This window comes from Sphingobacterium sp. lm-10 (genome assembly GCF_023554555.1).
Taxonomy (GTDB): Bacteria; Bacteroidota; Bacteroidia; order Sphingobacteriales; family Sphingobacteriaceae; genus Sphingobacterium.
Window position 1 is genome coordinate 582,844 of the sequence record NZ_JAMJWC010000002.1, and the last position, 24,359, is coordinate 607,202.

Here is a 24,359-nt window from a genome sequence, read left to right on the forward strand (position 1 = left end):
TTGAACTTACTTTTCTCTACGAATAGAGCAAATTGACTAATTGTTTGGCTTCCTTCACGTCGTGTACTCGCAACAGTTGTACGCCGCGCTCTAACAGTAACGTGTTGAGTGCAATTGTGCCAGGTAGTGCTTCTGCAGGAGAAATGTCCAGCTTGCGATAGATCATGGATTTGCGGGAGATGCCGCCCAATATCGGAAGTCCATGATAATGTAATTCAGTTACGCGCAACAGCAGCTCATAATTCTGTGCGGATGTTTTAGCGAAGCCAAAGCCCGGATCCAGTAGGATGTCGCGCACACCCAAAGTACGCAGTGTGGCAATCCGGTGTCCGAGTTCGACCGCTACGTCGGCAACGACGTCGTCATAAATCGTATGCTGTTGCATGGTGTCCGGCGTGCCGCGCATATGCATCAAAATATACGGCACCTGTAATTTGGCCACCGTGGCAAACATCTGCTGATCCAGCTGCCCACCCGACACATCGTTGATGATGTGCGCACCGGCTCGTATCGCTTCTTCCGCTACGCGTGCACGATACGTATCTACCGATAAAATGGTGTTGGGAAAAGCTTTTTGGATGGCTGAGATGACCGGGACGACACGGTTCAATTCCTCTTCTTCGAGAGAAAGAGCTGCACCCGGACGGGTAGATTGGCCACCGATATCGATGATATCAGCACCGTCGTGCACCATCTGTTCCACGTGTTTCAATGCGGCATCTAGCGTCGTATTTTGCCCACCATCGTAGAATGAATCGGCTGTGAGGTTAAGGATTCCCATGATTTTGGGAAGCTCAAAGCTCATCAGTTTACCGCCCAGACGAATACTAGGTGCCGGATGTGTAGAAAAATGCTTCATTATTTATTTCACCACCACGACGCCATCCGCGATAAAGGTGATGTCACGTTTTGGCTTTTTAATGGAAGCAATTTCCGATGCACTTTTTCCGAGATCTTTAGCGTCGTGCTGCAATTTGGCTAAGGTTGTTTCTTTTACCTTTCCTTTGCCTTCCAGTACCACTGTTTTACCCACGATATCCTGTGGCATAAAATAGCCATAATCCGTAAAGCGAACCATAATCGGATCAGCATCTCCTTCCCGTTTCAGGGTAATGAAACATCCCTTTTTCTTACATACCTGCACTACTTCGCCTGTTACTTTTCCGCTGAAGTCATTGGACTTAGCTAAAGCGCTCTCCAGTGCTTTCACAGAGATTGCACCCTGCGCATCTACTTTTTTGCCGTACTGTACGCCGGGATTTGCAGATGGAATATCGGCCTGTTGTGCGGATCCCACTAGGGTAAAGGCGATGATGCCTATTACTAACGTGAATAGCTTTTTCATATGTGTATAGTTTTATATGTTACTATTTGCGAATAAATTCAAACTTACCGCTGGGATCCAGCTTAATAATCACCGACGGCTCCCGCTCTTCGGTGTCCTCTTGCCCAAACCGAGCCACATAATCCGCGCCAGCGCTAATCTCTGGATCTATGTCTAAGAAACTGCGTGGCGAAGGTTGGCCGCTAAGGTTAGCAGAGGTAGACACAATTGGCTTACGAAAGCGCTGCAATAATTGCTGACAAAAAGGGTGATCTGCGATACGAATCCCAACCGAACCATCTGCAGCCAATACATTCGTCGGCAGGTTTTTTGCCAAGGAATAGATGATAGTGAGCGGGCGATCCGTTACTTCAATCAATTGATACGCCACATCCGGAATGTCATTCACATAGCTCGCCAGTTGATTGTCGTTGTGCAGCAGTAAGATCATGCTTTTGGCCTGATCACGGCCTTTCAACGCAAACACTTTCTCGACGGCTTCCGCGTTAGTGGCATCACAGCCAATCCCCCAAATAGTGTCTGTAGGATACAAGATGATGCCGCCAGCGTGCAGCGTTTCCAATGCTTTGGAGACATCATCCCGATCTACGTATGTATTATTTTGTCGCATGTGATGCTTATACCGCTACGTTGTGCTCGCGCAAAGCATCGTTAAGCGACGTTTTCTTGTCGGTAGATTCCTTCCGCTGTCCTATAATAAGCGCACATGGCACTTGATATTCGCCTGCTGGGAATTTTTTAGTGTATGATCCGGGGATCACCACCGAACGCGCAGGAACTACGCCTTTGTATTCTACCGGCTCTTCACCAGATACATCGATGATTTTAGTGGACGCAGTTAGCACCACGTTAGCCCCCAATACTGCCTCGCTTTCTACGCGAACACCTTCGACCACGATAGCGCGGGATCCGACAAATACGTTATCTTCAATCACTACCGGAGCAGCTTGTACCGGCTCTAATACACCGCCAATACCGACACCACCGGATAGATGTACATGTTTACCAATCTGCGCACATGAACCTACTGTTGCCCAAGTGTCTACCATCGTACCTTCGTCTACATAAGCACCAATATTCACGTAAGAAGGCATCATAATGACTCCTTTTGCTAGGTACGCACCATAGCGAGCCGATGCACCAGGTACCACACGAACGCCTAATTCCTTATAATTCGTTTTTAGCGCCATCTTATCATGGTAGATAAATGGCGTATTCTCGATGATACTCATTTCCCGGATCGGGAAGTAAAGAATGACTGCTTTTTTGATCCAGTCGTTTACATGCCAACGTGTACCAATCGGTTCGGCTACGCGCAATTCACCCAAATCCAATCGTTGAATCACGGTATGGATGGCTTCAAAATACTCTTTATACTCTAGAAGCTGTCTGTTTTCCCAAGCCTCCTCAACTAATTTTTTGTAATTCTCTAACATGGACTGTATTATTCTAAAACAATATATTTACTCGTCTTACAAAGATGTTAAATTTTCCGAAATGTAGAGCGGTAATTTGTTAAGAGAGTTGAGATCGTCAATAAAGTTGATAGGGTTGATAATGGTGACAGAGTTAGACAGCTTGGTCGTGACTTATCGTGGTGACGGTTCGCACTACTCACATCTAAATACTAATATCTAATGTCTAATATCTCATGTCTAACATCTCGATACGCAGATCTCAATACTAATAGGTAAGTTTGTATATGGCAGAAGCACCGGAGAAATTACGTATTGATAAATACTTGTGGGCAATTCGCATTTTTAAAACCAGAAGTTTGGCAACAGAGGCCTGTAAAGCAGGTCGCGTGAAGCTAAAAGGCCAAAATGTAAAGCCTTCGTATGTGGTGAAAGTGGGAGAGACTTTCTCGATCCAAAAGGGGATAGAGCGGAAAGTGATATTGGTGACCGGATTATTGGAGAGACGTGCCGATGCTCCTACTGCTCAACAGCATTATGAAGATCATACGCCGGAAGAAGAAACCTATGCCTACAAATCGGCCTTTCACGCGCCTGTACTAAAACGGGATCGCGGTACAGGTCGCCCAACAAAAAAAGATCGTCGTGAAATCGATGATTTGCAGGACGATTGGAAGGAAAATAATCCGTCGGAATGAATTTTGGCTACCAAATCTATATAGTTTATCATTTTAAATATTTGACACTTAATTAGTTGATTGTTTAAAAAAGGGATAACTTCGTCTCCAATGATGGAGTTGCTCGCGTATGCTTTGGCTATTTTAATTGGGGTTTCGTTGGGTCTTATTGGCAGTGGAGGATCGATTTTAACCATTCCTATTTTAGTCTATTTTCTTGGAATAGATCCCCTTACGGCTACCGCTTATTCTCTATTTATTGTTGGGGCGAGCGCGCTGGTAGGCGGAGTTCGCAAAGCGGTCGAAGGAATGGTGGATTACAAGACGGTTGTGTATTTCGGCATTCCGTCTATCTTCATGGTGTTAGCCACGCGCACGTTTATCATGCCGAGCATTCCGGCCGTATTATTTCCAGATACGCTATGCGCGCTATCAAAGGAAACCTTCGTGATGGTCTTGTTTTCTCTGGTCATGCTGCTGGCCTCGTTTTCCATGATTCGCAATCGTCCGCAGGAAGATTTTGTACAACACGATAAGTTTAATTATACAAGCGTTTTTCTCAAAGGGATCGTGTTAGGTCTAGTGACCGGAATGGTCGGTGCCGGTGGCGGATTTCTCATTATTCCTACTTTGGTGGTGTCGGCAAGAATGGAGATGAAGCGCGCGATAGGTACTTCATTGTTTATTGTGGCTTTCAATTCCTTAATCGGATTTTTGGGCTACTGGGAGATAGATGATCATCCCATCAATTGGCCGCTATTATTACTGTTCTCTTTGCTCTCGATTCTGGGTATTTTTGTAGGAGCGCGCATTGCAAAAGAGATCGACGGTAAAAAATTGAAAGTAGGCTTCGGATGGTTCGTACTCTGCATGGGCATCTATATATTTGTTCGGGAAATAGTTTTATAAATAACTGCAAATAAGGTATGTTTTTTCAACAGGTTTATGATAAAAGTTTGGCTCAAGCCAGCTATATAATAGGGTGTCAGGCATTGGGCGAAGCCATTGTGATCGACGCGAAGCGCGATGTAGACACGTACATACAGATAGCCGCTCAAAATAATCTTCGCATTACCAAAGTGGTAGAAACGCATATTCATGCCGACTTCTTAAGCGGTACGCGGGAGCTCGCTGCGATCACCGGCGCCACGATCTACCTATCCGATGAAGGTGGTGCAGACTGGCAGTATGATTTTCCGCATCACGGCTTGAAACATCAAGATAAAATAACACTGGGAAACCTAACGTTCGACGTACTGCATACGCCGGGCCACACACCGGAAAGCATCAGCTTGCTGCTAACCGATCATCCGGCTACGGACCACCCTGTCATGCTATTCACCGGAGATTTTGTCTTTGTGGGTGATGTTGGGCGACCAGATTTGCTCGAAGTGGCAGCCGGCATTGCCGGAACCAAAGAATGGGGTGCCGCACAGATGTACGCTTCTTTGCAACATTTTCTTGATTTGCCCGATTATATACAGGTCTGGCCAGGTCATGGTGCAGGCTCTTCCTGCGGAAAAGCATTGGGCGCTGTGCCAAGCAGCACCGTAGGTTATGAAAAATTGAGAAACTGGGCGTTGGAAGAATCCAATGAAAAAGACTTTGTGCAACAATTATTGGATGGGCAACCAGAGGCGCCAACCTATTTCAAAGAAATGAAGATGCGCAATAAGAGCGATCGGCCATTGCTATTGCAGGTGCCCGCCATTCCACATCTTACTTTGCACGAATTTGAAACGCATCAACAGGAAGGCGCACAAATAGTCGACGTTCGCAATAAGCAAGAATTTGCTGCTGCCCACGTGCCAGGTACCTGGAATATACAGCTAAATAATTCCTTCGCGACTTGGTGCGGCTGGATGCTGAATTATGAGCAGCCAATCGTGTTAATCATAGAAGAAGCACAATTAGAAGACGCTTTACGTAAGCTCATGCGTATCGGCATGGATCAGATCGTCGGCTTTATTACACCATCGGATATAGTTGATATTTGTGTTGAACACACCCAAGTGGTAGACAAAGCGGAGCTAAAGGAATTGATCGCCAGCGAACGAAACTTGCAGCTACTAGACGTACGCAGTGCCGATGAATACCACAAAGAACATATAGCCGGTGCGCAAAACCTATTTGTAGGCACTATGCCTAAGAAGCTTGATAAAATTACGAACGAAAAGCCTATTGCGGTATATTGCCAAAGTGGGGATCGTGCAGCAATTGCGTCATCTCTCTTGCAGGCAAAGGGGTTTACAAACGTGAAAGTATATTTCGGTGGGATGAATGATTGGGCAAAAATCGAAGATTAGTGATGAAAAGGCTTTGGTGTGTTTTTCTATTCGTGTTACTCGGCATACCCGCGCAAAGTCAGCATCTGGATTCTGTACAGGCGGTGTTGGACGAAGTGATGTTACGGGCCGACCATTATGAGGCCATAAAGAAGAAGCACATTCAGGATATCCAACAGCGTTTGGCAGGGGCAGGTAACGATTTATCGAAGCGCTATGCCTACCATATGCGACTGTATGAAGCCTACCAGAAATATCAGATAGATTCCGCGGCTTTATATATAAAGCAAAATGTGGAGATTGCTGGGAAATTAGAGGATGAATTTAAGTGGCAGGAATCGCAAATTGCCCTATCCAACCTGTTGTCGGCCGGTGGAAAGTTTGTGGAGGCAAAGAAGCTACTGGATGACTTATCCCTACGCGATGTGCTGCATGGCTTGAAAGGTCGCTATTACCAAGCCATGCTTACCTTCTACAGTAATTATGGATTGAGTAGCAATAACCGGACATACTTCCAGGAGAGCGAAAGATACCGCGACTCTATGCTGTCTGCGATGGATCCGCAATCGCTCCCGTATCAAGTTGCTTGGGTTACCAAAACGGTGTACGCTAAGGATTACGACTCGGCAAAGCCCGTGTTGCATCGCCTATGTGATAGTTTGGATGATGCCCATCCCGATCGGGGGCTTGTTACTTACCTGCTGGGGCTTATTTACAGGGAAACAGGAGATATAAAAGCACAAACAGTTTATTTTGCGATGTCTGGTATTGCCGACATAAAAAATACGATACGCGATAATGCTTCCATGCAAAGCCTTGCGTTAAGTTATTATGAGCAAGGCGATGTAGATCGTGCCCGATTGTATATTGAACGAGCTATTAATGATGCGGTATTTAGTAATGTGCGTTTCCGCACCATAGAAAGCTCCACCTTTTATCCCATCATTCACGCGGCATTCATCGAAAAGGAGAAGGAACAACAAAAGCAATTGCTCCACTTATTGATGGCGATCAGTTTACTATCTGTCGTGCTGCTCGGAGGTGTCTTATTCATTTACCAGCAAATGATCCGCCTGCGACGAGTACGAAAAGCACTAGATCATACCAACGACCGATTGCGGGAGCTCAATCTTCAACTACTATCGTCCAATACCCGCCTTCAAGAGTCGGATCATATTAAAGAGGCTTATATCGCTCAATTTTTCGACATCTGCTCCACCTACATTCATAAAATGGATGTGATGCGAAAAGAAATTCTGAAAAAGGTGGTGCAGCAGGATACCAGAGATCTGAAAAACGAGCTCCAGTCAAGCGATTATCTCAAAAGGGAATTAGAAGACCTCTATGCCAACTTTGATATTATTTTTATCAACTTATATCCCACTTTTGTGGCTGAATTTAACAAATTGCTTCTCCCCCAAGAACACATCGTCTTAAAGGATAATGAGCACCTCAATTCAGAACTGCGCATTTATGCTTTAATTCGCTTAGGTATTACCGACAATACTAAGATCGCGGGCTTCCTTCGTTACTCACTCCGCACGGTATACAATTATCGGGTAAAGACCAGAAACAAAGTAGCTGGTGATAAGGATAATTTCGAAAAAATGCTGATGAATATCGGTAACGAAGAGGTCAGTAACGACTCCTCGCGCTAGAATCCCTTTACTTTTTTAAACCTCCTTTGTTTTTCAAGTAACTGATAATCAGTTGTAATTATTGATATTTTGGTTACTTTTTGTTAGAGGTGCCTTCCAGATGAGTAATACCTGCCTGCTTTTGTAGATACCTTTGTGATAACCAGAAAAGGAAAGTGGCAACACGAGCTTTTCACATTATAAACTACAAGACCATTTAATTCATACTTATGTTATCGTTCAAAGTAACACGACTTATTCTTTCCTTTTTGGGGATATGGATATTCCTATCCGTGCAAGCGCAGGATCGTCCAGCATTGGAAGGGCGGGTAGTCTCCGCGGCAGATGGCAGTGGCATTTCCGGTGCCACAGTGTCTTTGCTGCCTGGTGGAAGATCCACCAGTACGGACGAGTCCGGCAATTTCCGTTTTACCAGTCCGGGAAGCGCTCAGCGTGTATCCATCACCGCGATGGGATTCCAATCTGTGGAGTTGCCTATCTCCGGAAATATGATGACCATTACGCTATCCGTAGGGGAAACCGCATTGGAAGATATTGTGGTCATCGGCTACGGCTCAGTGAAGCGTAAAGACGTCACAACAGCCATTTCTTCGGTATCTCTGGAAGATGTAGAAGAGCGACCAATTGTTTCCGCAGCGCAAGCTATTCAAGGTAGAGCTGCGGGAGTTTCCGTTGTGCAGACCAGTGGTACGCCAGGCGGACAAACATCTATCAGGATACGTGGTGCTACTTCGTTCAACGGAAGTAATGATCCATTGTACGTCGTAGATAACGTGCCTGTAGATAATATTAACTTTCTGGCACCAACCGATATTGTGGACATGCAGGTGTTGAAAGATGCTTCTTCTGCCGCTATTTATGGTTCGCGAGCCGCGAATGGTGTGATTCTGATCACGACTAAGCAAGGTAAAGCCGGACAGGCCAAAATCGGTATCAATACATTAGGAACAATTAACCAGGTGACCAGCCGGATGCAGGTACTCAACGCACAGCAATACCGCGACCTACAACAAGAAATCGGAATTGTCAACGTGCCTGCAGGATTAACAGATCAAACAGATTGGTTCAACGAAGCCTATAAAAATGGCTTGACGCAAAATTATCAGGTATCCATTTCCGATGGTACAGAAAAATTACGATACCATCTATCAGGTGGATATGTAGGCGAAGATGGTGTGCTCAATACAGCCTTTTTCAAGCGGTATAACTTTCGGGCAAACATCGAGAATAATGTACGCGATTGGTTAAAGATCAATGCTAACATGAGCTATTCGGACAATACCGATAACGGCATTATTGGTGGTACTGGCGCTAACAGGGGAGGAGTAGTTCTCTCGGTTATTAATACGCCGACGTATGCACCAATCTGGAATCCGGACTTTCCAAACCAATATTACAACAACTTCTTTGGGGTAGGTAATATCACGCATCCATTGGAAAATATGGAGCGTACACGCAACAACAAAAGTCGGGAAAACCGCTTGGTAGGATCGGGTAGTGCCACGATCCTTTTTACTCCCGATTTGACGTTTAAATCCCTCTTTGCTGTGGATCGTCGGAATGGAATGATCACCACATTCCTCGACCCCATCACAACAGATTGGGGACGTAGCCAGTTTGGTACCGCCTCCGATGCGCGAAATATGAACACCGTATTGACCTTCGATAATATATTAACCTATGACAAGCGTTGGGACAAACATCAGTTCGAAGCCATGGGTGGAAGCTCGTGGACCAGTTCGCAATACCAAAACAGTTGGATCAACGGATCACATTTTATCAACGATTACATTCAGACACTCAATGCAGCTAACCGCATCGCTTGGGACAATACCGGTACGGGTGCTTCCCAATGGTCAATCATGTCCTATTTTGCGCGAGCCACCTATAACTACGATGGCCGTTATATCTTAACCGGTAACGTCCGGGCAGACGGTTCGTCTAAGTTACACCCAGATTATCGTTGGGGCGTATTTCCATCCATGTCGGCGGCCTGGCGTTTGTCGGCAGAGGATTTCCTGTCGGACGTAACCTGGTTGAATGATCTTAAAATCCGTGGTGGCTGGGGACAAACCGGTAATCAATCAGGCGTAGGCGATTATGCTTACCTGGAGTTGTATAGCATACAACGGCAACCCTGGTTCGAGACCGGGCAGCAGAACGCCCTGCCCCTTATCAACCAGTCTAACCTTCGTACGCGTGATTTGACCTGGGAGACAACCACGCAGACAAATCTTGGAGTAGACTTTACCGGATTTGACAACCGGTTGACGGTAAATTTAGATGTGTACCACAAATATACACGCGATATGTTGATGTACGTCACACTACCTTCCGGCGCATCCGTGGCAGGCTCACTGGTAAGGAACGAAGGAGAAATGCTGAACCGTGGTTTAGAGGTAAATGTCAACAGCAGAAACCTCGTGCAGAATTTTGTATGGACTACGGACTTCAATATCTCCTTCAACAGAAATCGTTTGGAGAAGTTGGAACTGCAGCAAATCTATAATACCGCCAACACGGCGGAAGTGGTGAATGAACCTGTTGTGCGCAACACACCCGGACAGCCTTTGGGTAGATTCTTCGGTTATATTGCCGATGGCGTAGACCCGGAAACAGGCGATATGATTTACCGGGACTTGAACGGAGATGGTCGAATATCGCCGAGCGATCGTACGTTTATTGGTGACCCAAACCCAAAATTTACCTTTGGCTTGACCAATAACTTCAGCTATAAAGGACTCAACCTTTCGGTATTCCTGCAAGGCTCCTATGGAAACGATGTGTTCAATGCATCGCGTATGGAAATGGAGGGGATGTACGATGGCAAGAATCAAATCACGCGTGTGCTAGACCGTTGGCAGGTGCCTGGACAAATTACCGATGTGCCGCGTGCCAACTACACCATGCGCAACTCCACCTATTTTGTGGAAAACGGAAGTTTTCTGCGCCTGAAGAACCTATCTCTGTCCTATAATATTCAGACGGAAGCTTTGAAACGTATTGGAGTGACGCGACTGCAACCTTTTGTATCTGCCACTAACTTACTGACCTGGACGAACTATACCGGAATGGATCCAGAAGTAAACCAATGGGGAAATAGTGGCGCCGTGCAAGGCATTGATTGGGGTACCTACCCACAAATCAAATCCTATGTATTGGGTGTTAATCTGGATTTTTAAAGAATAAAAAAATGAAAAGAATCATACAAAATATAAGCATAGCAAGTGTATTCATATTTGCTATCAGCAGTTGTTCGCTTGGGCTGGATCCGCTGGATAGCTACTCCGAAGTTACCGAAGGCGTAGACGAACGTGGAAACGAGGTCGTATTTAGGGATAGGGCGGCCGTAGAAAGCCACCTGCAAACTATTTATCAGCAAATGCGCGACAGGCAGGAGCACTGGTATCTGGATTTATTGTTGATTGCAGAAAGTCATGCCGATAACGCGTATGCCGGAACTACCGGCGCAGAGGTGTTGCCTTTCGAGAACAATGCCATTGATGGCGCTAACTCCGTACTGAGCAGGGACTGGGATCGCTATATGGTCGATGTGGCACGTGCCAACCGCCTCATTGTTAATATCGACTCTGTAAGCGATGTGGCACTCACTACGGCATTGAGGAGGCAGTACAAAGCAGAAGCGCAGATCTTCCGTGCTATGGTGTACTTCGATATGGTACGCTTATGGGGAAATGTACCGGTATTGACCAGAGAGGGGCGTGATATTACCTCAGAAAATATTACCGATGTCTATGATGACTATTTCCCGGATCAAAATACGCAGTTGGAAGTGTACCAGCAAATTGAGAGAGATTTACTGGAAGCCCTAGAATATGCTCCAACGAACGATCCAGCTAACAAAACTCGCTTTACAAAATCTGTGGTAAGAGCTTTATTGGCGAAAGTGTACGCGGAACAGCCAATGCGTGATTACGCCAAAGTGGTACAATATGCCGATCAGCTCACGGCAGACGGATTTGCGTTGGAGCCAGATTTTACCAACTTGTTTGGAATGAACAGTAATAATACCGATGCCAAGATGCGTAACACCCGGGAATCTATTCTCGAAGCACAATTCTTTGCGGGCAATGGTAACTGGGTGACCTGGATGTTGGGTCGTGATCTTTCCAACTATAATAATCAGTTCGCGTGGGCCAAATGGATCACGCCTTCACGGGATTTGATTCGTGTGTTTCAGGCAGAGAATGATGCAGTCCGTTTCAGAGAATCTGTGGTGTATTATCAGGCAGGTTGGAGTAACTATTATCCATCCAGTAATTACCCTTTTATGTTTAAAACGCGGTCAGCTTTTAATAGCATTATCAAATACCGCTATGCAGATATATTGCTGCTTAAAGCCGAAGCACTTTTGTTTGGGCCTTCAACCAACTTGACAGAAGCAGCGGCAATCATCGACCAGATTAGGCAACGCGTGGAACTACCAGTATTGCCTGCTGCGGTGCGCAACAACCGCGACCAACTCATACAGGCTTTGATGAAAGAAAGACGCCTCGAACTGGCTTTTGAAGGCGAGCGCTGGTTCGACCTGGTACGTTGGGAAAAAGTAGAAGAGGTGATGAATGGCGTATTTGGTAGAGACACGGGGCGAAGACCACAAGTGTATCCTTTCACTCCCAACTCTTACCTGATGCCCATCCCGCAAGGTGTGTTGGATCAGAATTTAAAATTAAATCAAAACCCAGGTTATTAACCGAAAATGATGACAACTATGATAAAGAGAAATATGATGTTACAGTTTTCCTTAGGCTTTTTGCTGATGCTTTCCTGCGGTTCCGAGAGCTCTTTTACGACCTCTGTGCCGGAACCGGAGCTTACCTCCGGTGATGTTACTTTGTATGTGACCTCCGGTTATCGTATTCAGGAATTTAAGAAAACTTACCTGAATTTCAGTGCCAATGACAATCTGTCGACTAAGACCGTATTTTTAGATCCGCAGCAAACCTATCAAACGATGGATGGTTTTGGCGCAGCCATTACCGGATCGTCAGCCTACAATCTGTTGAAAATGTCTGCGGCAGATCGTGCACGATTTCTAACGGAAACCTTTTCTACTACCGAAGGGATGGGACAAAATTATGTCCGTATTGCGATTGGCTGTTCTGACTTCTCGCTGAGCGAATACACACTCAATGACAAACCTGGTATCGAAAACTTTGCCCTGCAAAAAGAAGAATTAGAATATGTGATTCCGGTGATGAAAGAGATTCTAGCCATTAATCCGGATATTAAAATCATGGGATCGCCATGGACGGCTCCTTTGTGGATGAAAGTCAACAACCTACAGGAACGAGCACCTTATGCATCCTGGACAGGAGGTCATTTGAATCCAGCCCATTATCAGGATTATGGGACTTACTTTGTGAAATGGATTCAGGCCATGCAATCGCAAGGTATCCATATCCATTCCATCACGCCACAAAATGAGCCGTTGAATCACTTGAACTCCGCGTCCATGGTGATGAAGTGGGAAGAGCAACGCGATTTTATTAAGCAAGCTTTAGGTCCTAAGTTGCGTGGTGCCGGCTTACAAACAAAGATCTATGCCTATGACCATAACTACAATTATGATAATATGGCCGATCAGCAAGGTTACCCCGTGCGTATTTATGAAGATGCAGAAGCCTCTCAATACATTGCAGGAGCGGCTTATCATAACTACGGTGGAGACCGTAGCGAGTTGTTAGAGATCCATGCCAAGGCACCAGACAAGGAGTTGATTTTCTCGGAGACTTCTATTGGCACCTGGAACAATGGCAATGTTCTAAGCAGCCAACTAATTGCAGACATGCGCGAAGTAGGCTTAGGTACCATCAATAACTGGAGTCGCGGGGTGATCGTGTGGAATCTGATGTTGGATGCCGATCGTGGCCCTACACGAGAAGGTGGGTGTACTACCTGTTATGGAGCCGTGGATATTGCGGCAGACTATCGTACCATTCGTAAGAATTCCCATTACTTTGTCGTAGGCCATCTTTCAGCGGTGGTGAAATCGGGCGCTGTACGTATTGGTTCAAAAGGTACGATGCCAGAGGGAGTTGTACACAGCGCATTCCGCAATCCGGATAATAGCTTTGCCATTGTATTGGCCAACAGCAATTCGGTTGATACCTCCGTCACATTCAGTGATGGCGACAAGCATTTCACACACCTAGTGCCAGCCAATTCGGTTGTCTCTTATCATTGGAATAAATAATGGCTCGTATGAAAAAACACCTCTTTTTTATCGGATGCATGTTGGCCATTTTGGCTACAGCGGGCTGTAAGAAGGAACAGTCTGCCATGGATGGCAGTCCGGAAATGACCCTACATACTACTTTTGAAACGGCCTATTTTGCCGACAGTCTACAATTCAGTGTCGATGTGCGTGATGGCAATGGGGTTCCCTTATCTACCTTGAAGGCTTATCTGTATTATGGCGACGAAGTGGTTTCGGAAACGACGATTCGCACGAAAGAATATGGTCGGTACGATGGGAAGCTTTATGCACCTTATTATGCGCAGATCCCTAATGGATCTGCGACGATAAGGTTGGTCTTACAGAATATTAATCAATCGAAAAGCGAGCAACAAGTGGGTGTTCCATTGCAGCGTCCGGATTACCCTTATCTTACTTTTGTAGCAGAAGATAGCACTCGGCATGAGATGAACCGAACCGCTCTCTATCAGTACACGGTAGAAAAAGAATTTCCAATGAAGATCAAAGGATACATCGAAGCGCCTGCTTTTGGAGAGAACGGGAACGTCGTCCGATTTGGATACACGGGCGACAAGATTACAGAAGGAAATAGTAGTCTAATATCTTTCTCTTACTTATCTGATGGTGTGTATCCGATTACCTTCAATACGTTGAGTTACGAAGCGGGTCCTTTCTTAAGTTATAGCATTAATGATGTGGATCTTCTACTATCCGGTGAGGAGCTGTATACCGCCGACTTGTCTTTACAAAAAGATCAGGTATTACGGATCGATGGCATTGCCGATCTGGCAGATTGGTGGATCGATTCGGATTTTATCCGGGAGGTCGATGGCGAATACCGGTTTAATGCGATGAATGGAAACTACCGGATTACCGCGGATTTTGTTCGTAAGTATTTTATCATTGAAGCCGTACAAGCTGGGCAGTTAGCGAAGCTGAATGCCGACGGCACAGGAGCGATCTGGATTATTGGTGAAGGGATAGGAAAACCGAATCTAGATAATCAAGTAGGCTGGACGACCGAGAAGGCTTTGTGTATGGCGCCTATCGGCAATAAACGCTATCGCGTGACGGTGGTAGGAGGAGAGTCCATGCGTGCGAACAATATCAACTTCAAGTTCTTTCATCAAAAAGGTTGGGGTGGCGAGTTTGGTGGGTCACACATCGCGACCGAAAGCGATCTTATTTTTATTGGGGATGGTACCAATGGCAGAGATTCTGGTAATCTTGGCATTATTACCGGAGCATCCTTGGAAGCGGGCACTACTTACGTTTTAACGGTAGATTTAAGTGCCGGTAACCAAGCGGCCATGCTTACTGTGGAGAAGCGCTAAAGCGCAAACCAAAATAGGATATAGCCTGCTATTGCATGGTCTCAAGGTCATGCAATAGCAGGCTATTTTTATTCGGGAATCGTGTAATGGTTGAGGTATCGAACTATGCTATTGGCACGTCTATTCACATAAGCAGAAGGTCTTCGAGCATCCCACTTGCGCGGATTAGGCAATATGGCGATGATCAATGCGGCTTCTTTACGGCTCAAGCTCCTGCCTGATTTGCCATAATAATAATGTGATGCCGCTTCGGCACCGTACACGCCTTGTCCCATCTCAATCACATTAAGGTACATCTCCAGAATTCTTTTCTTAGGCCAGAAAAACTCAATCAACACCGTGAAATAGGTTTCCAAACCTTTGCGAAACCAAGATCTTGCGGGCCACAGAAATACATTTTTGGCCACCTGCTGGCTGATGGTACTACCACCCCGTAGCGCTCCACCCGATTGGTTTCGTTGCAATGCTTTCTCGATCGCCTTCGTATCAAAGCCATGATGCGTCATGAAAAAAGCATCTTCACCAGCCAGGGCTGCCTTTTTCAAGTTGTCAGAGATATCGTCGTAGGCTAACCAGGTTTTATCAATTTTAAAACCTTTGCCCTGCGACTGCCACTCGAAGCCTCGTTTTATCATCAGGTAGGTGATTGGCGGATTGATGAAGCGCAAGGCAACAACCCAAAGGAAGCTAAAGGCAACCAGTCCTAGTAAGACCCGACCAGCCCACCATAGAACCTTATTTTGCTTTTTCGTTGTCTTTTTCTTTTTCCTATTTTTTGTGCTTCGCTTGATCGCCATGTTATATCTTATGAACCGAAATAATTTTGCAAAGCTACGATCAAAGCAGACATATTTCCTAATCGGCTTTTTTTGATGATGGTAAACAGAATTTTTCTAGTAAAAAAATCCTAAAACAGTTGGGTGGATTTATTTGTTTAATCGGTGGTCAAAATATTTTAAACAAACCATACTATTATTTTACATGACAAATTCTACCAAGGAAGAAGGGCGTAAGACCGAGCATTGGCATGCTCAGGATGTTGATACCGTCGTGTCTACTCTCGATACAAATACCTCCGATGGCCTTAGTAAGGCCACGGCAAAGGAACTGCTGGATAAGCATGGACGCAATGAACTCCCACAAAAGAAAAAGGAAAGTACATTTATACGTTTTATAAAGCATTTCCATGATGTGCTGATCTATGTATTGCTCGCGGCTGCGGTTGTTACAACCATATTAGGGCATTATACCGATACGATTGTCATCATCCTGGTGGCTATTATCAATGCGGCGATCGGTTTTGTACAGGAGGGAAAAGCGGAGAAGGCGCTAGAAAGTATAAAAGGGATATTATCTCTCAAAGCAACCGTGCTACGCGATGGTAAGCGTAAAGAGATCGATGCCACGGAAGTCGTGCTTGGTGACGTCGTGCTGCTATCGGCCGGCGATAAAGTTCCTGCCGACTTGCGCTTATTCGAATCGGATAACCTCAAGATCGAAGAGTCTGCCCTAACCGGTGAATCCGAATCTTCGGAAAAGGATACAGAAAAACTGGAGAAGGATGTAGATCTCGGTGACCGCAAAAATATGGCATACACCAGTACTACGGTAAGTAACGGTACTGGAAAAGGAGTAGTGACCGCTATCGGAAAAGATACGGAGATTGGTAAGATCAATCAAATGATGTCGGATGTGACACAATTGACTACTCCATTACTTCGCCAGACCGGCCAATTCGGGAAGACAGTCGCATTAGCTACGCTGGTATTGGCTGCAGCAACATTTGCTTATGGCTATTACTTGCGAGATTATGATACAGAAGAACTGCTGTTATCGGTGATCGGCTTAGCGGTAGCAGCCATCCCGGAAGGTTTGCCGGCCATCCTTTCTATTATCTTGGCCATTGGTGTACAAAACTTGGCCAAACGCAATGCGATTATCCGCAACCTACCATCGGTAGAAACTTTGGGTTCCGTTTCGGTAATCTGTTCCGACAAAACCGGTACTTTGACGCGGAATGAGATGACTGTGAAAGACATTGTGCTAGCCGAAGAAAAATACGACGTAACAGGCATAGGTTATTCGCCAGAGGAAGGTGAAATACAACAAGAGGAGAAAGAAGTCGACGTTGATGATGATGCTAACCTGAAAGAGCTATTACGCTGTATTTATATCTGTAATGAAGCTTCGTTGGACAAAGACAAAAATGGAGATTGGGCCATAAAAGGTGATCCGACTGAAGGGGCTTTGGTAACCGTATACAAAAAAAGTGGCTTGGATAAAGAGAAACCAAAAAGGGAATCTACTATACCATTCGACTCAGATTATAAATATATGGCTACCCTAATCGAACAGGATGGTGAGGAAATAATGTACGTAAAAGGTGCGCCGGATCGACTCATTGAATTGGCAACAAAGCAGCTGGGGAAAGACGGCGAAGAGGTGGATATGGATGCCGATTATTGGGAAGAACAGGTGACCAAATTGGCCAAGCAGGGTAAAAGGCTGATTGCTGCCGGTTACAAAAAGATGTCATCGGGTGGGTCTAAGATCGATCACGACGATTTAGAAGATGGCCTAGTAATGATTGGCTTAGCGGGTATTATTGATCCGCCGCGCGAAGAAGCGATCGAAGCGATCAAAATCTGTACAGATGCAGGCATTCGCGTAAAAATGATTACTGGGGATCATGTGGATACCGCTAAAGCCATTGGCAAAGAAATGGGTATTGGTGATGGAGAAAAAGCTTGCCGTGGTGCCGATCTGGAAAAGATGAGTGACGAGGAAATGCGTAAAGCGGTAAAAGAGTACGATATCTTTGCCCGTACGAGCCCAGAACACAAATTGCGCTTGGTAGAGGCTTTACAAGCAGAAGGACGTATCTGTGCAATGACGGGCGACGGTGTGAACGATGCGCCTGCGTTGAAGAAAGCAGACGTGGGGATTGCGATGGGTATTAAAGGAACCGAGGTGACCAAAGATGCCTCAGAAATGGTATTAGCTGATGATAATTTCCGTACGATCGTAGATGCAGTAGAAGAGGGAAGGCGTATTTATGACAACTTGAAAAAAACCATTCTCTTCATCTTGCCGACCAATGGGGCGGAAAGCTTGTTGATTATGGCAAGTATTCTGTTTGGTTATATTATGCCGTTGACTCCCCTGCAGATTCTGTGGGTAAACATGGTGACATCTGTGACAGTATCTTTGGCGTTAGCCTTTGAAGAGATTGAAGATGGGACTATGAAAAGGCCACCGCGAAAAGAAAAAGAACCCCTACTAAGCGGTTACTTCATTTGGCGTATTATATTCGTATCTGTGTTAATCGGAGGCGGAACCTTGTTTCTCGTGCAATACCTTACCGCACAGGGCGTAGACAACGGTACTATTCGTACGATTACGATGCAAACTATTGTAATTTCTCAGCTATTTCACTTGTTTAATTGTCGAAGTATCCACGGTACCGCGTTCGACAGCAAGTTCTTCTCCAATAAAGCCATTTACATCGTTGCGATCATTTTATTTATCCTGCAAGCGGCAATTACCTATCTGCCGTTCATGAATAATATCTTTGACACCGAGCCTATTGCCTTATCATTTTGGCAATATCCGGTTTACTTAGGTATTGCAGTTTTTGTGATTGTGGAAATAGAGAAGTGGGTGGTGCGTAAGTTTGTGCTAACCAAGAAAGAGGAGCAGACAGCTTAATATCGGCAACTATTTGTATATTAAGAATGGCCTTACCAATTCAATTGGTAAGGCCATTACACTTTAAAATATGGCTATCTAACTGAATAGATAGTTATTTTTTTCCGCCGGCAACTTTGGAGATAATCCAAACAATTAAGGCGACTACCGCAACTACTGCGATTACTCCAACCCACACGCCTGCTTTGAAAATTCCTTCAATCACTTGACAACTTGTCAAAAGGTTGGCGGCTAACGTGAATAGTAACGCCATAGGTATAAATCTTTTCATAATAGTTTTGTTTACCTATACGAACAACATTCGCGTCGTAATGTTTGTGAAGAGCGATTAGATTGAGCACTTTTAGAAGCGTATAATAAATAACCCCGAAACGGAAACGTTTCGGGGTTATTTATATTTTGATTAGCCGTGCGTTATTCTGCACGTAAAATCTTTGCAGCTTCTACCATAGATTCCAACGCTGCTTTGGTTTCTGGCCAAGCACGTGTTTTTAATCCACAGTCAGGATTTACCCACAATTGTGCTGCAGGCACTACAGCTTTCGCTTTACGCAAGAGCTCCACCATTTCTTCTGTGCTAGGCACACGAGGCGAATGGATGTCATAAACACCTGGACCGATATCATTCGGATATTTGAAATCACCGGCAAAGGCGTTTAACAACTTCATCTGAGAACGGGAAGTCTCGATCGTAATTACGTCTGCATCCATTGCCGCGATATCTTCAATCACATTATTGAATTCAGAGTAACACATGTGTGTGTGGATCTGTGTATCATCTTCCACGTTGGATGAAGAAACACGGAAAGCACGTACCGCCCAGTTCAAGTAATCTTTTTGATCTGCTTTACGCAAAGGCAATCCCTCACGAATAGCAGGCTCATCAATTTGGATAATTTTGATCCCTGCTTTTTCCAAAGCTTGCACTTCATCTAAGATTGCTAAGGCGATTTGATAGGTTGTCGTAGAGCGCGGTTGATCGTTACGAACGAATGACCATTGCAAGATCGTTACCGGACCTGTTAACATACCTTTTACCGGACGCTCTGTCAAGGATTGTGCATAAGAAGACCAACGAACTGTCATATCTTGCGGGCGGTACACATCACCATAGATAACTGGAGGTTTCACACAGCGTGAACCATAAGATTGTACCCAGCCGTACTGCGTGAAAGCATATCCCGCCAATTGCTCACCGAAATATTCCACCATGTCGTTACGCTCGAACTCACCATGTACTAATACGTCGATGTCTAATTGTTCTTGAAGACGAATGGTGTTTTCGGTTTCTTCCGCAATAGCTTTATCGTATTCTTCCTGAGAAATGGCTCCTTTTTTCAAATCAGCACGCCATTTACGTACGTCTTTTGTTTGTGGGAATGAACCGATTGTCGTGGTTGCGAAAGCAGGAAGATTGAATTTTTCTTGTTGTGCTGATTTCCGATCTGCAAATAAGGAAGTACGTTTTGCATCATCGTCTGTGATGTTGCTGGTACGTGTTTTTACCTCTGGTTTGTGGATCAATGGAGAAGTACGACGGCTTTCTGCGGCCGCTTTGTTGCTTTCGAAACGTTTTTCTGTCTCTGCATCTACCTCCCCGTCAGCCAATACAGCTAGGTCTTTTACTTCTGCTAATTTCTGCTTAGCGAATGCTAGCCAATTTTTAACCTCGGCAGGAAGAGATTCTTCGTTTTTCTCATTGTCCAAGTCAAATGGTACATGCAATAAAGAAGACGCTGGTGCTATCCAAACACGGTCTTTCCCTAATGTATCTACTGCTTGTTGGATTTTGCCTAATGATTTTTCGTAATCATTTTTCCAAATATTACGGCCTTCTACCACACCTAATGAAAGAGTTAGAGAAGCAGGAACTTTTGCCAAGATGGTATCCAATTGATCTTCACCGCGTACCAAGTCGATATGTAAGGCGTGTACTGGAAGGTTCAACGCCAAATCTTCATTATCTTTTAACGCTTCAAAATACGTTGTTGCGATCAGTTTGGTGTCGCCCGCTGCGGCATTTAATTTCTCAAATACCATTTTATACAAACCTTTTACTTTTTCGTCGATATCCAACGCCAGGTACGGCTCATCAATTTGGATATATTGTGCACCAGCCGCCGCCAATTTGGAAACGATCTCTTCGTATACTGGCAATAAACGCTCGATTAGATCGATACGATCAAAACCCTCTTCTTTTTCTTTTCCTAATAAAAGGTAGGTGATGGGGCCAATTAATACTGGCTTCGTTTCAATGCCTAATGACTTCGCCTCGTTGTATTCTTTTAAGAATTTTTCAGAAGTTAATTTGAATTCCTGATTTTTGGTGAATTCGGGAACCATGTAATGGTAGTTGGTGTCGAACCATTTCGTCATTTCCATGGCCGTCACATCAACACCTTCTGCCTGGAAACCTCTTGCTAACGCAAAATATAGATCTAAACTGTATTCTCCGTCAATCTTATTTAAAAGCGATTGATAGCGCGCAGGCACTGCTCCGATCGTAAGGGATAAATCCAATACTTGATCATAAAAGGAAAAATCATTGGACGGGATTAAGGTAAAGCCATTCTCCTGTTGTAATTTCCAGTTAGCTTCACGAATGCTTTTTGCTGTATTTAGAAGTTCCTCTTGGGTGATTTTTTTAGCCCAGTAAGCTTCATTCGCCTTTTTCAATTCGCGGAATGGTCCTACTCTTGGATAACCTAAGTTGTTTGTCGTTAACATAGTTTTATTTCTCTAATTTTTTTCGGATGTAATACTTTGCTATTAGAGAATGGCACCAGAAACAGTGACTTCAGCTTATCTTTCTCTTATTGTTCCCGTACAGGGTAAGAGTAGAATGTAGCACCTTGTCCAAGTGACAGGTTGCCAAGGCTTCAACGGGTCTATTCCCTCTGCCTTTCTCTATAAGCATCACAAACTTAGATAACAAAAGTATAAAATCCAAATTTCTAGAGAAAAGAGGACGCAAATAATCAGCTAGCTGACCAAAAGCTTGTATCCTTTGCCATGCACATTTACGATTTCCACATTCGGATCTTCTTTAAGATATTTCCGAAGCTTACTCAGGAATACATCCATGCTTCTACCGGTGAAATAGTTGTCGTCATGCCAGATCTTCACCAACGCTTCTTCGCGCGTCAACACATCATTCTTCTTGAGACAAAGCAGACGCAACAGTTCGGCCTCCTTAGTAGATAACTTCTGCTGCTGCCCCTTATAGGAGATCACTTGACTGGTATAATCAAAGAAATAACCACCAATCTCAAACTTGTCTGGTGTTTCATCATCTTTATCGCGAGACGAACGTTTAAGCAGGGCGTTGATGCGCAACAACAGCTCTTCTACACGAAACGGCTTCGTAATATAGTCATCACCACCCAATTCAAATGCTTGGGTTTTGTCTTCCATCATTCCTTTGGCTGTGGCAAAGATAATTGGCACTGTTTGATCCACTTTGCGCACATCTTTCCCCAAAGAGAAGCCGTCTTTTTTTGGCATCATAACATCGAAAATGCACAGATCAAATTCATCCTTGCGGAATGCTTCCAATGCTTCCATGCCATCCTTGCACAGTACGACATCAAATTTACCCTTGAGTTCGAGGTAATCTTTCAAGAGATCGCCAAGATTGGGATCGTCTTCTGCTAGTAGTATTTTTTGAGACATAAATTTGTTTTAATGTATATTAATAATCAAGCTCTGCTTGTGCTATCGGTACTGTGGAGTGGTAAAGTCACCTCAAATTGTGTGCCTTTATCTCGTTCGCTTTTTACAGAGATCTTGCCATTGAGGATCTTGATGATGTTATTGACATAACTTAGCCCCAACCCGAAGCCTTTTACATTGTGAATATTCCCTGTTGGTATTCGGTAAAATTGATCAAATATTTTTTCCTGATGATCCTTCGACATCCCGACTCCTTTATCTGCAACGGATAAGGTTATGCTGTTTTTGGTGCTGTAGGTACGAACGGTTATGTCCGGAGTGTCTTTGCTATATTTAATGGCATTGTCTAGTAAATTGAACATCACATTAGAAAGATGCAGCTCATCACCAATCACCACATCGTGCGTAGCGGATAAGTCCACCTGTAAGTTTCCGCCAGCTTTCTCCAATTGCAGGTGCATGCTTTCCAGCACGTCAGACATAAGCGCGTTAATAGGTACTTTAGTACGCTCGATATTCAGGTTTTCTTTCTCAAGGCGTGCTATGTTCAATACACGCTCAATATGTGAACCTAACCGTATATTCTCATCATAGATGATATTAGCCAACTTATTGACCCGGTTTTCGTTGGAGGCAATTTCTTTGTCTCGAAGCGATTCGCTCGCAATCATGATCGTAGCCACCGGTGTTTTGAACTCGTGCGTCATGTTGTTGATGAAGTCTGTCTTCATCTCCGATATTTTCTTCTGCCTAAAAATGATCGTGAGTGTGTAGGCAAAGCAGCCAACTAGTAACGACAATAAAGCGAGCACGGCAATCACCATAAAACTCATGTTCCCGGCAATATGGCTCTCTTTGTATGGGAAGTATATAGACAATAAACCGGGAGATTTTCCTTGATCGCCTTGGAACAAAGCAGTGCTGTATTCCATAGCATCTGTCAAACGTACCGGGTCTTCTAAATGCGAACCAGCCTGAATGATAAGCGCAGCACTAGGGTTGGGTCTGATCTGCATCAAAAAAGGAGACACGATCCCGCGAATGTGTAATTCTTCCTCCAAATAACTCATAGCCAAGTCTGCATTAATCCTTTCTTTCAACGGGCGCTTCGACATAGCGATGCTCGCTGTAATATCTTCGATAACTTTACTGTCTTTACCCCCTAAGATGGCTACGGTATCATAGAGGTTAGTGGCTACAGAGAGTTTTCTGAAATTCAGGTTTTTCAGTTCTTGTTCTACTTCTTGTAAGCGTATTAGAGTAGATTTATCCTCGGTAGGAGGCAAGGTAGCCCAGGCAAATGAGTGCACTTGGAGTGTAGCATCATTCACAATAGGAATGATGAAGCGTGTGCTGTCATCTCGAGCAGAAATTTCGGAAACACGTTTACTGGCGCCTACCACCGTAGATATAGTGGGTAAAGTAGGGTCTTGAATATCGTAGCTTTTCTCAATAGAAAAAGTAATCAGTTGGTGATAATCCTTCCTTCGTACATACGTTTCGAAGAATGCGTTACTGACGTAGGCCGCATTTGGAAAATTTCTTTTTAGGTCTTCTTCTTCGTTTCTATAGCGATCTCGCGCATCGAAGTTTTTCACCCTAAGCTTATTGATCTCATCTTGCAAGGCAATTTGTTCTGCCAGAATAACTTCTTTTTCCCGCTGAAGCTTTTGATCTTTAGCAAATTTTACCTGATTTAATTTTGCTTGTTTTCTAGTGAATTCATATACCTCATGGCGCTCTATTTTGTTGGCCACTACTGATAGCGAGGCGTTTACGCTCTCGTCAAAGATTTGAGATTTCTGAATATAGGATTGGCGAATGAAGTAGTACTGCATGGCCATCACACCGAGTAGCGCGATAGACATAAACCAGATAATTAAGGTAATACTTCTCTTCTTCATATGTGCAAAAATAATTAGGCAAATGCGGTCTACAGGGACTTTAACACAATTTAACAGCCCTTTGCCCTATAGGTTGTCTGCTTCTCGATGGGCATTAAACCAAGACAGTCACCAAGGAGAACCTTGGTGACTGTCTAAATA

The 24,359-nt window shown here is 44.6% G+C and carries 18 protein-coding genes and 1 riboswitch; of the genes, 9 read left to right on the forward strand and 9 right to left on the reverse strand.

Features of this window, described 5'->3' with window-relative positions; genetic code table 11:
• Positions 1-16: 16 nt before the first annotated feature.
• From folP to M8998_RS12530, 4 genes are read right to left on the reverse strand one after another with little or no spacing between them, the layout of a single operon-like run.
• Positions 17-859 carry a dihydropteroate synthase gene (folP, locus tag M8998_RS12515; protein WP_249993381.1) on the reverse strand — a complete coding sequence of 281 codons (843 nt, stop codon included), beginning with the start codon at positions 857-859 and terminating at the stop codon, positions 17-19.
• Positions 860-862: 3 nt separating this feature from the next.
• Positions 863-1,345, reverse strand: coding sequence for a DUF4920 domain-containing protein (locus tag M8998_RS12520; protein WP_249993383.1), 483 nt, complete (start codon positions 1,343-1,345; stop codon positions 863-865).
• A gap of 22 nt (positions 1,346-1,367) precedes the next feature.
• Positions 1,368-1,955 carry an L-threonylcarbamoyladenylate synthase gene (locus M8998_RS12525; RefSeq protein WP_249993385.1) on the reverse strand — a complete coding sequence of 196 codons (588 nt, stop codon included), beginning with the start codon at positions 1,953-1,955 and terminating at the stop codon, positions 1,368-1,370.
• A gap of 7 nt (positions 1,956-1,962) precedes the next feature.
• On the reverse strand, positions 1,963-2,781 hold the full coding sequence (locus M8998_RS12530; RefSeq protein ID WP_249993386.1) for a 2,3,4,5-tetrahydropyridine-2,6-dicarboxylate N-succinyltransferase: 819 nt from the start codon (positions 2,779-2,781) through the stop codon (positions 1,963-1,965).
• A 266-nt stretch (positions 2,782-3,047) separates the two neighbouring features.
• Between M8998_RS12530 and M8998_RS12535 the strand changes: the two genes are divergently transcribed.
• The 8 genes from M8998_RS12535 (at position 3,048) to M8998_RS12570 (ending at position 14,934) form a co-directional block, all read left to right on the forward strand.
• On the forward strand, positions 3,048-3,458 hold the full coding sequence (locus M8998_RS12535; protein ID WP_249993388.1) for an RNA-binding S4 domain-containing protein: 411 nt from the start codon (positions 3,048-3,050) through the stop codon (positions 3,456-3,458).
• Positions 3,459-3,548: 90 nt separating this feature from the next.
• Positions 3,549-4,346 carry a sulfite exporter TauE/SafE family protein gene (locus M8998_RS12540; RefSeq protein WP_249993390.1) on the forward strand — a complete coding sequence of 266 codons (798 nt, stop codon included), beginning with the start codon at positions 3,549-3,551 and terminating at the stop codon, positions 4,344-4,346.
• A 17-nt stretch (positions 4,347-4,363) separates the two neighbouring features.
• Complete coding sequence (locus tag M8998_RS12545; RefSeq protein WP_249993392.1) at positions 4,364-5,743, forward strand: MBL fold metallo-hydrolase; 1,380 nt, start codon at positions 4,364-4,366, stop codon at positions 5,741-5,743.
• 2 nt (positions 5,744-5,745) lie between these two features.
• Complete coding sequence (gene susR, locus M8998_RS12550; protein WP_249993394.1) at positions 5,746-7,380, forward strand: SusR family glycan utilization regulator; 1,635 nt, start codon at positions 5,746-5,748, stop codon at positions 7,378-7,380.
• Positions 7,381-7,589: 209 nt separating this feature from the next.
• Complete coding sequence (locus tag M8998_RS12555) at positions 7,590-10,562, forward strand: SusC/RagA family TonB-linked outer membrane protein (protein ID WP_249993396.1); 2,973 nt, start codon at positions 7,590-7,592, stop codon at positions 10,560-10,562.
• Between the two features lie 11 nt (positions 10,563-10,573).
• Positions 10,574-12,094: a RagB/SusD family nutrient uptake outer membrane protein gene (locus M8998_RS12560; RefSeq protein WP_249993398.1), complete on the forward strand. Its 1,521-nt coding sequence runs from the start codon at positions 10,574-10,576 to the stop codon at positions 12,092-12,094.
• Between the two features lie 18 nt (positions 12,095-12,112).
• The gene (locus tag M8998_RS12565; protein WP_249993401.1) at positions 12,113-13,597 is read left to right on the forward strand and encodes an endo-1,6-beta-glucanase; all 1,485 of its coding nucleotides are present in this window, start codon (positions 12,113-12,115) and stop codon (positions 13,595-13,597) included.
• A gap of 8 nt (positions 13,598-13,605) precedes the next feature.
• Positions 13,606-14,934, forward strand: a complete 1,329-nt coding sequence (locus M8998_RS12570) for a DUF5125 domain-containing protein (protein ID WP_249993403.1) — start codon at positions 13,606-13,608, stop codon at positions 14,932-14,934.
• Positions 14,935-15,002: 68 nt separating this feature from the next.
• Here M8998_RS12570 and mtgA read toward each other — a convergent pair whose 3' ends face one another.
• On the reverse strand, positions 15,003-15,731 hold the full coding sequence (mtgA, locus tag M8998_RS12575) for a monofunctional biosynthetic peptidoglycan transglycosylase (RefSeq protein ID WP_249993405.1): 729 nt from the start codon (positions 15,729-15,731) through the stop codon (positions 15,003-15,005).
• 184 nt (positions 15,732-15,915) lie between these two features.
• Between mtgA and M8998_RS12580 the strand changes: the two genes are divergently transcribed.
• Positions 15,916-18,642 (forward strand): cation-transporting P-type ATPase, encoded by a 2,727-nt coding sequence (locus M8998_RS12580; RefSeq protein WP_249993407.1) that lies wholly within the window; start codon positions 15,916-15,918, stop codon positions 18,640-18,642.
• Between the two features lie 94 nt (positions 18,643-18,736).
• Here M8998_RS12580 and M8998_RS12585 read toward each other — a convergent pair whose 3' ends face one another.
• The 4 genes from M8998_RS12585 to M8998_RS12600 all read right to left on the reverse strand — a co-directional run bounded on the left by M8998_RS12585 (position 18,737) and on the right by M8998_RS12600 (position 24,218).
• Positions 18,737-18,895 (reverse strand): hypothetical protein, encoded by a 159-nt coding sequence (locus tag M8998_RS12585; RefSeq protein WP_249993408.1) that lies wholly within the window; start codon positions 18,893-18,895, stop codon positions 18,737-18,739.
• 161 nt (positions 18,896-19,056) lie between these two features.
• A complete protein-coding gene (gene metE / locus M8998_RS12590) occupies positions 19,057-21,369 on the reverse strand; it encodes a 5-methyltetrahydropteroyltriglutamate--homocysteine S-methyltransferase (protein ID WP_249993410.1) in 2,313 nt (770 codons plus the stop codon).
• 72 nt (positions 21,370-21,441) lie between these two features.
• A riboswitch (SAM riboswitch) is annotated at positions 21,442-21,558 on the reverse strand.
• A 66-nt stretch (positions 21,559-21,624) separates the two neighbouring features.
• Positions 21,625-22,314, reverse strand: coding sequence for a response regulator transcription factor (locus M8998_RS12595; RefSeq protein WP_249993412.1), 690 nt, complete (start codon positions 22,312-22,314; stop codon positions 21,625-21,627).
• Positions 22,315-22,340: 26 nt separating this feature from the next.
• Complete coding sequence (locus M8998_RS12600; RefSeq protein ID WP_249993414.1) at positions 22,341-24,218, reverse strand: sensor histidine kinase; 1,878 nt, start codon at positions 24,216-24,218, stop codon at positions 22,341-22,343.
• Positions 24,219-24,359: the final 141 nt, after the last annotated feature.

Bases quoted from the DNA above. Each gene is read 5' to 3' on its own strand.
- M8998_RS12535 (WP_249993388.1), top strand. From the start codon at position 3,048: ATGGCAGAAGCACCGGAGAAATTACGTATTGATAAATACTTGTGGGCA.
- mtgA (WP_249993405.1), bottom strand. From the start codon at position 15,731: ATGGCGATCAAGCGAAGCACAAAAAATAGGAAAAAGAAAAAGACAACG.
- metE (WP_249993410.1), bottom strand. From the start codon at position 21,369: ATGTTAACGACAAACAACTTAGGTTATCCAAGAGTAGGACCATTCCGC.
- M8998_RS12530 (WP_249993386.1), bottom strand. From the start codon at position 2,781: ATGTTAGAGAATTACAAAAAATTAGTTGAGGAGGCTTGGGAAAACAGA.
- susR (WP_249993394.1), top strand. From the start codon at position 5,746: ATGAAAAGGCTTTGGTGTGTTTTTCTATTCGTGTTACTCGGCATACCC.
- M8998_RS12595 (WP_249993412.1), bottom strand. From the start codon at position 22,314: ATGTCTCAAAAAATACTACTAGCAGAAGACGATCCCAATCTTGGCGAT.
- M8998_RS12540 (WP_249993390.1), top strand. From the start codon at position 3,549: ATGATGGAGTTGCTCGCGTATGCTTTGGCTATTTTAATTGGGGTTTCG.
- M8998_RS12555 (WP_249993396.1), top strand. From the start codon at position 7,590: ATGTTATCGTTCAAAGTAACACGACTTATTCTTTCCTTTTTGGGGATA.
- M8998_RS12520 (WP_249993383.1), bottom strand. From the start codon at position 1,345: ATGAAAAAGCTATTCACGTTAGTAATAGGCATCATCGCCTTTACCCTA.
- M8998_RS12525 (WP_249993385.1), bottom strand. From the start codon at position 1,955: ATGCGACAAAATAATACATACGTAGATCGGGATGATGTCTCCAAAGCA.
- M8998_RS12585 (WP_249993408.1), bottom strand. From the start codon at position 18,895: ATGGCGTTACTATTCACGTTAGCCGCCAACCTTTTGACAAGTTGTCAA.
- M8998_RS12600 (WP_249993414.1), bottom strand. From the start codon at position 24,218: ATGAAGAAGAGAAGTATTACCTTAATTATCTGGTTTATGTCTATCGCG.
- M8998_RS12580 (WP_249993407.1), top strand. From the start codon at position 15,916: ATGACAAATTCTACCAAGGAAGAAGGGCGTAAGACCGAGCATTGGCAT.
- M8998_RS12570 (WP_249993403.1), top strand. From the start codon at position 13,606: ATGAAAAAACACCTCTTTTTTATCGGATGCATGTTGGCCATTTTGGCT.
- M8998_RS12560 (WP_249993398.1), top strand. From the start codon at position 10,574: ATGAAAAGAATCATACAAAATATAAGCATAGCAAGTGTATTCATATTT.
- M8998_RS12565 (WP_249993401.1), top strand. From the start codon at position 12,113: ATGATAAAGAGAAATATGATGTTACAGTTTTCCTTAGGCTTTTTGCTG.
- M8998_RS12545 (WP_249993392.1), top strand. From the start codon at position 4,364: ATGTTTTTTCAACAGGTTTATGATAAAAGTTTGGCTCAAGCCAGCTAT.
- folP (WP_249993381.1), bottom strand. From the start codon at position 859: ATGAAGCATTTTTCTACACATCCGGCACCTAGTATTCGTCTGGGCGGT.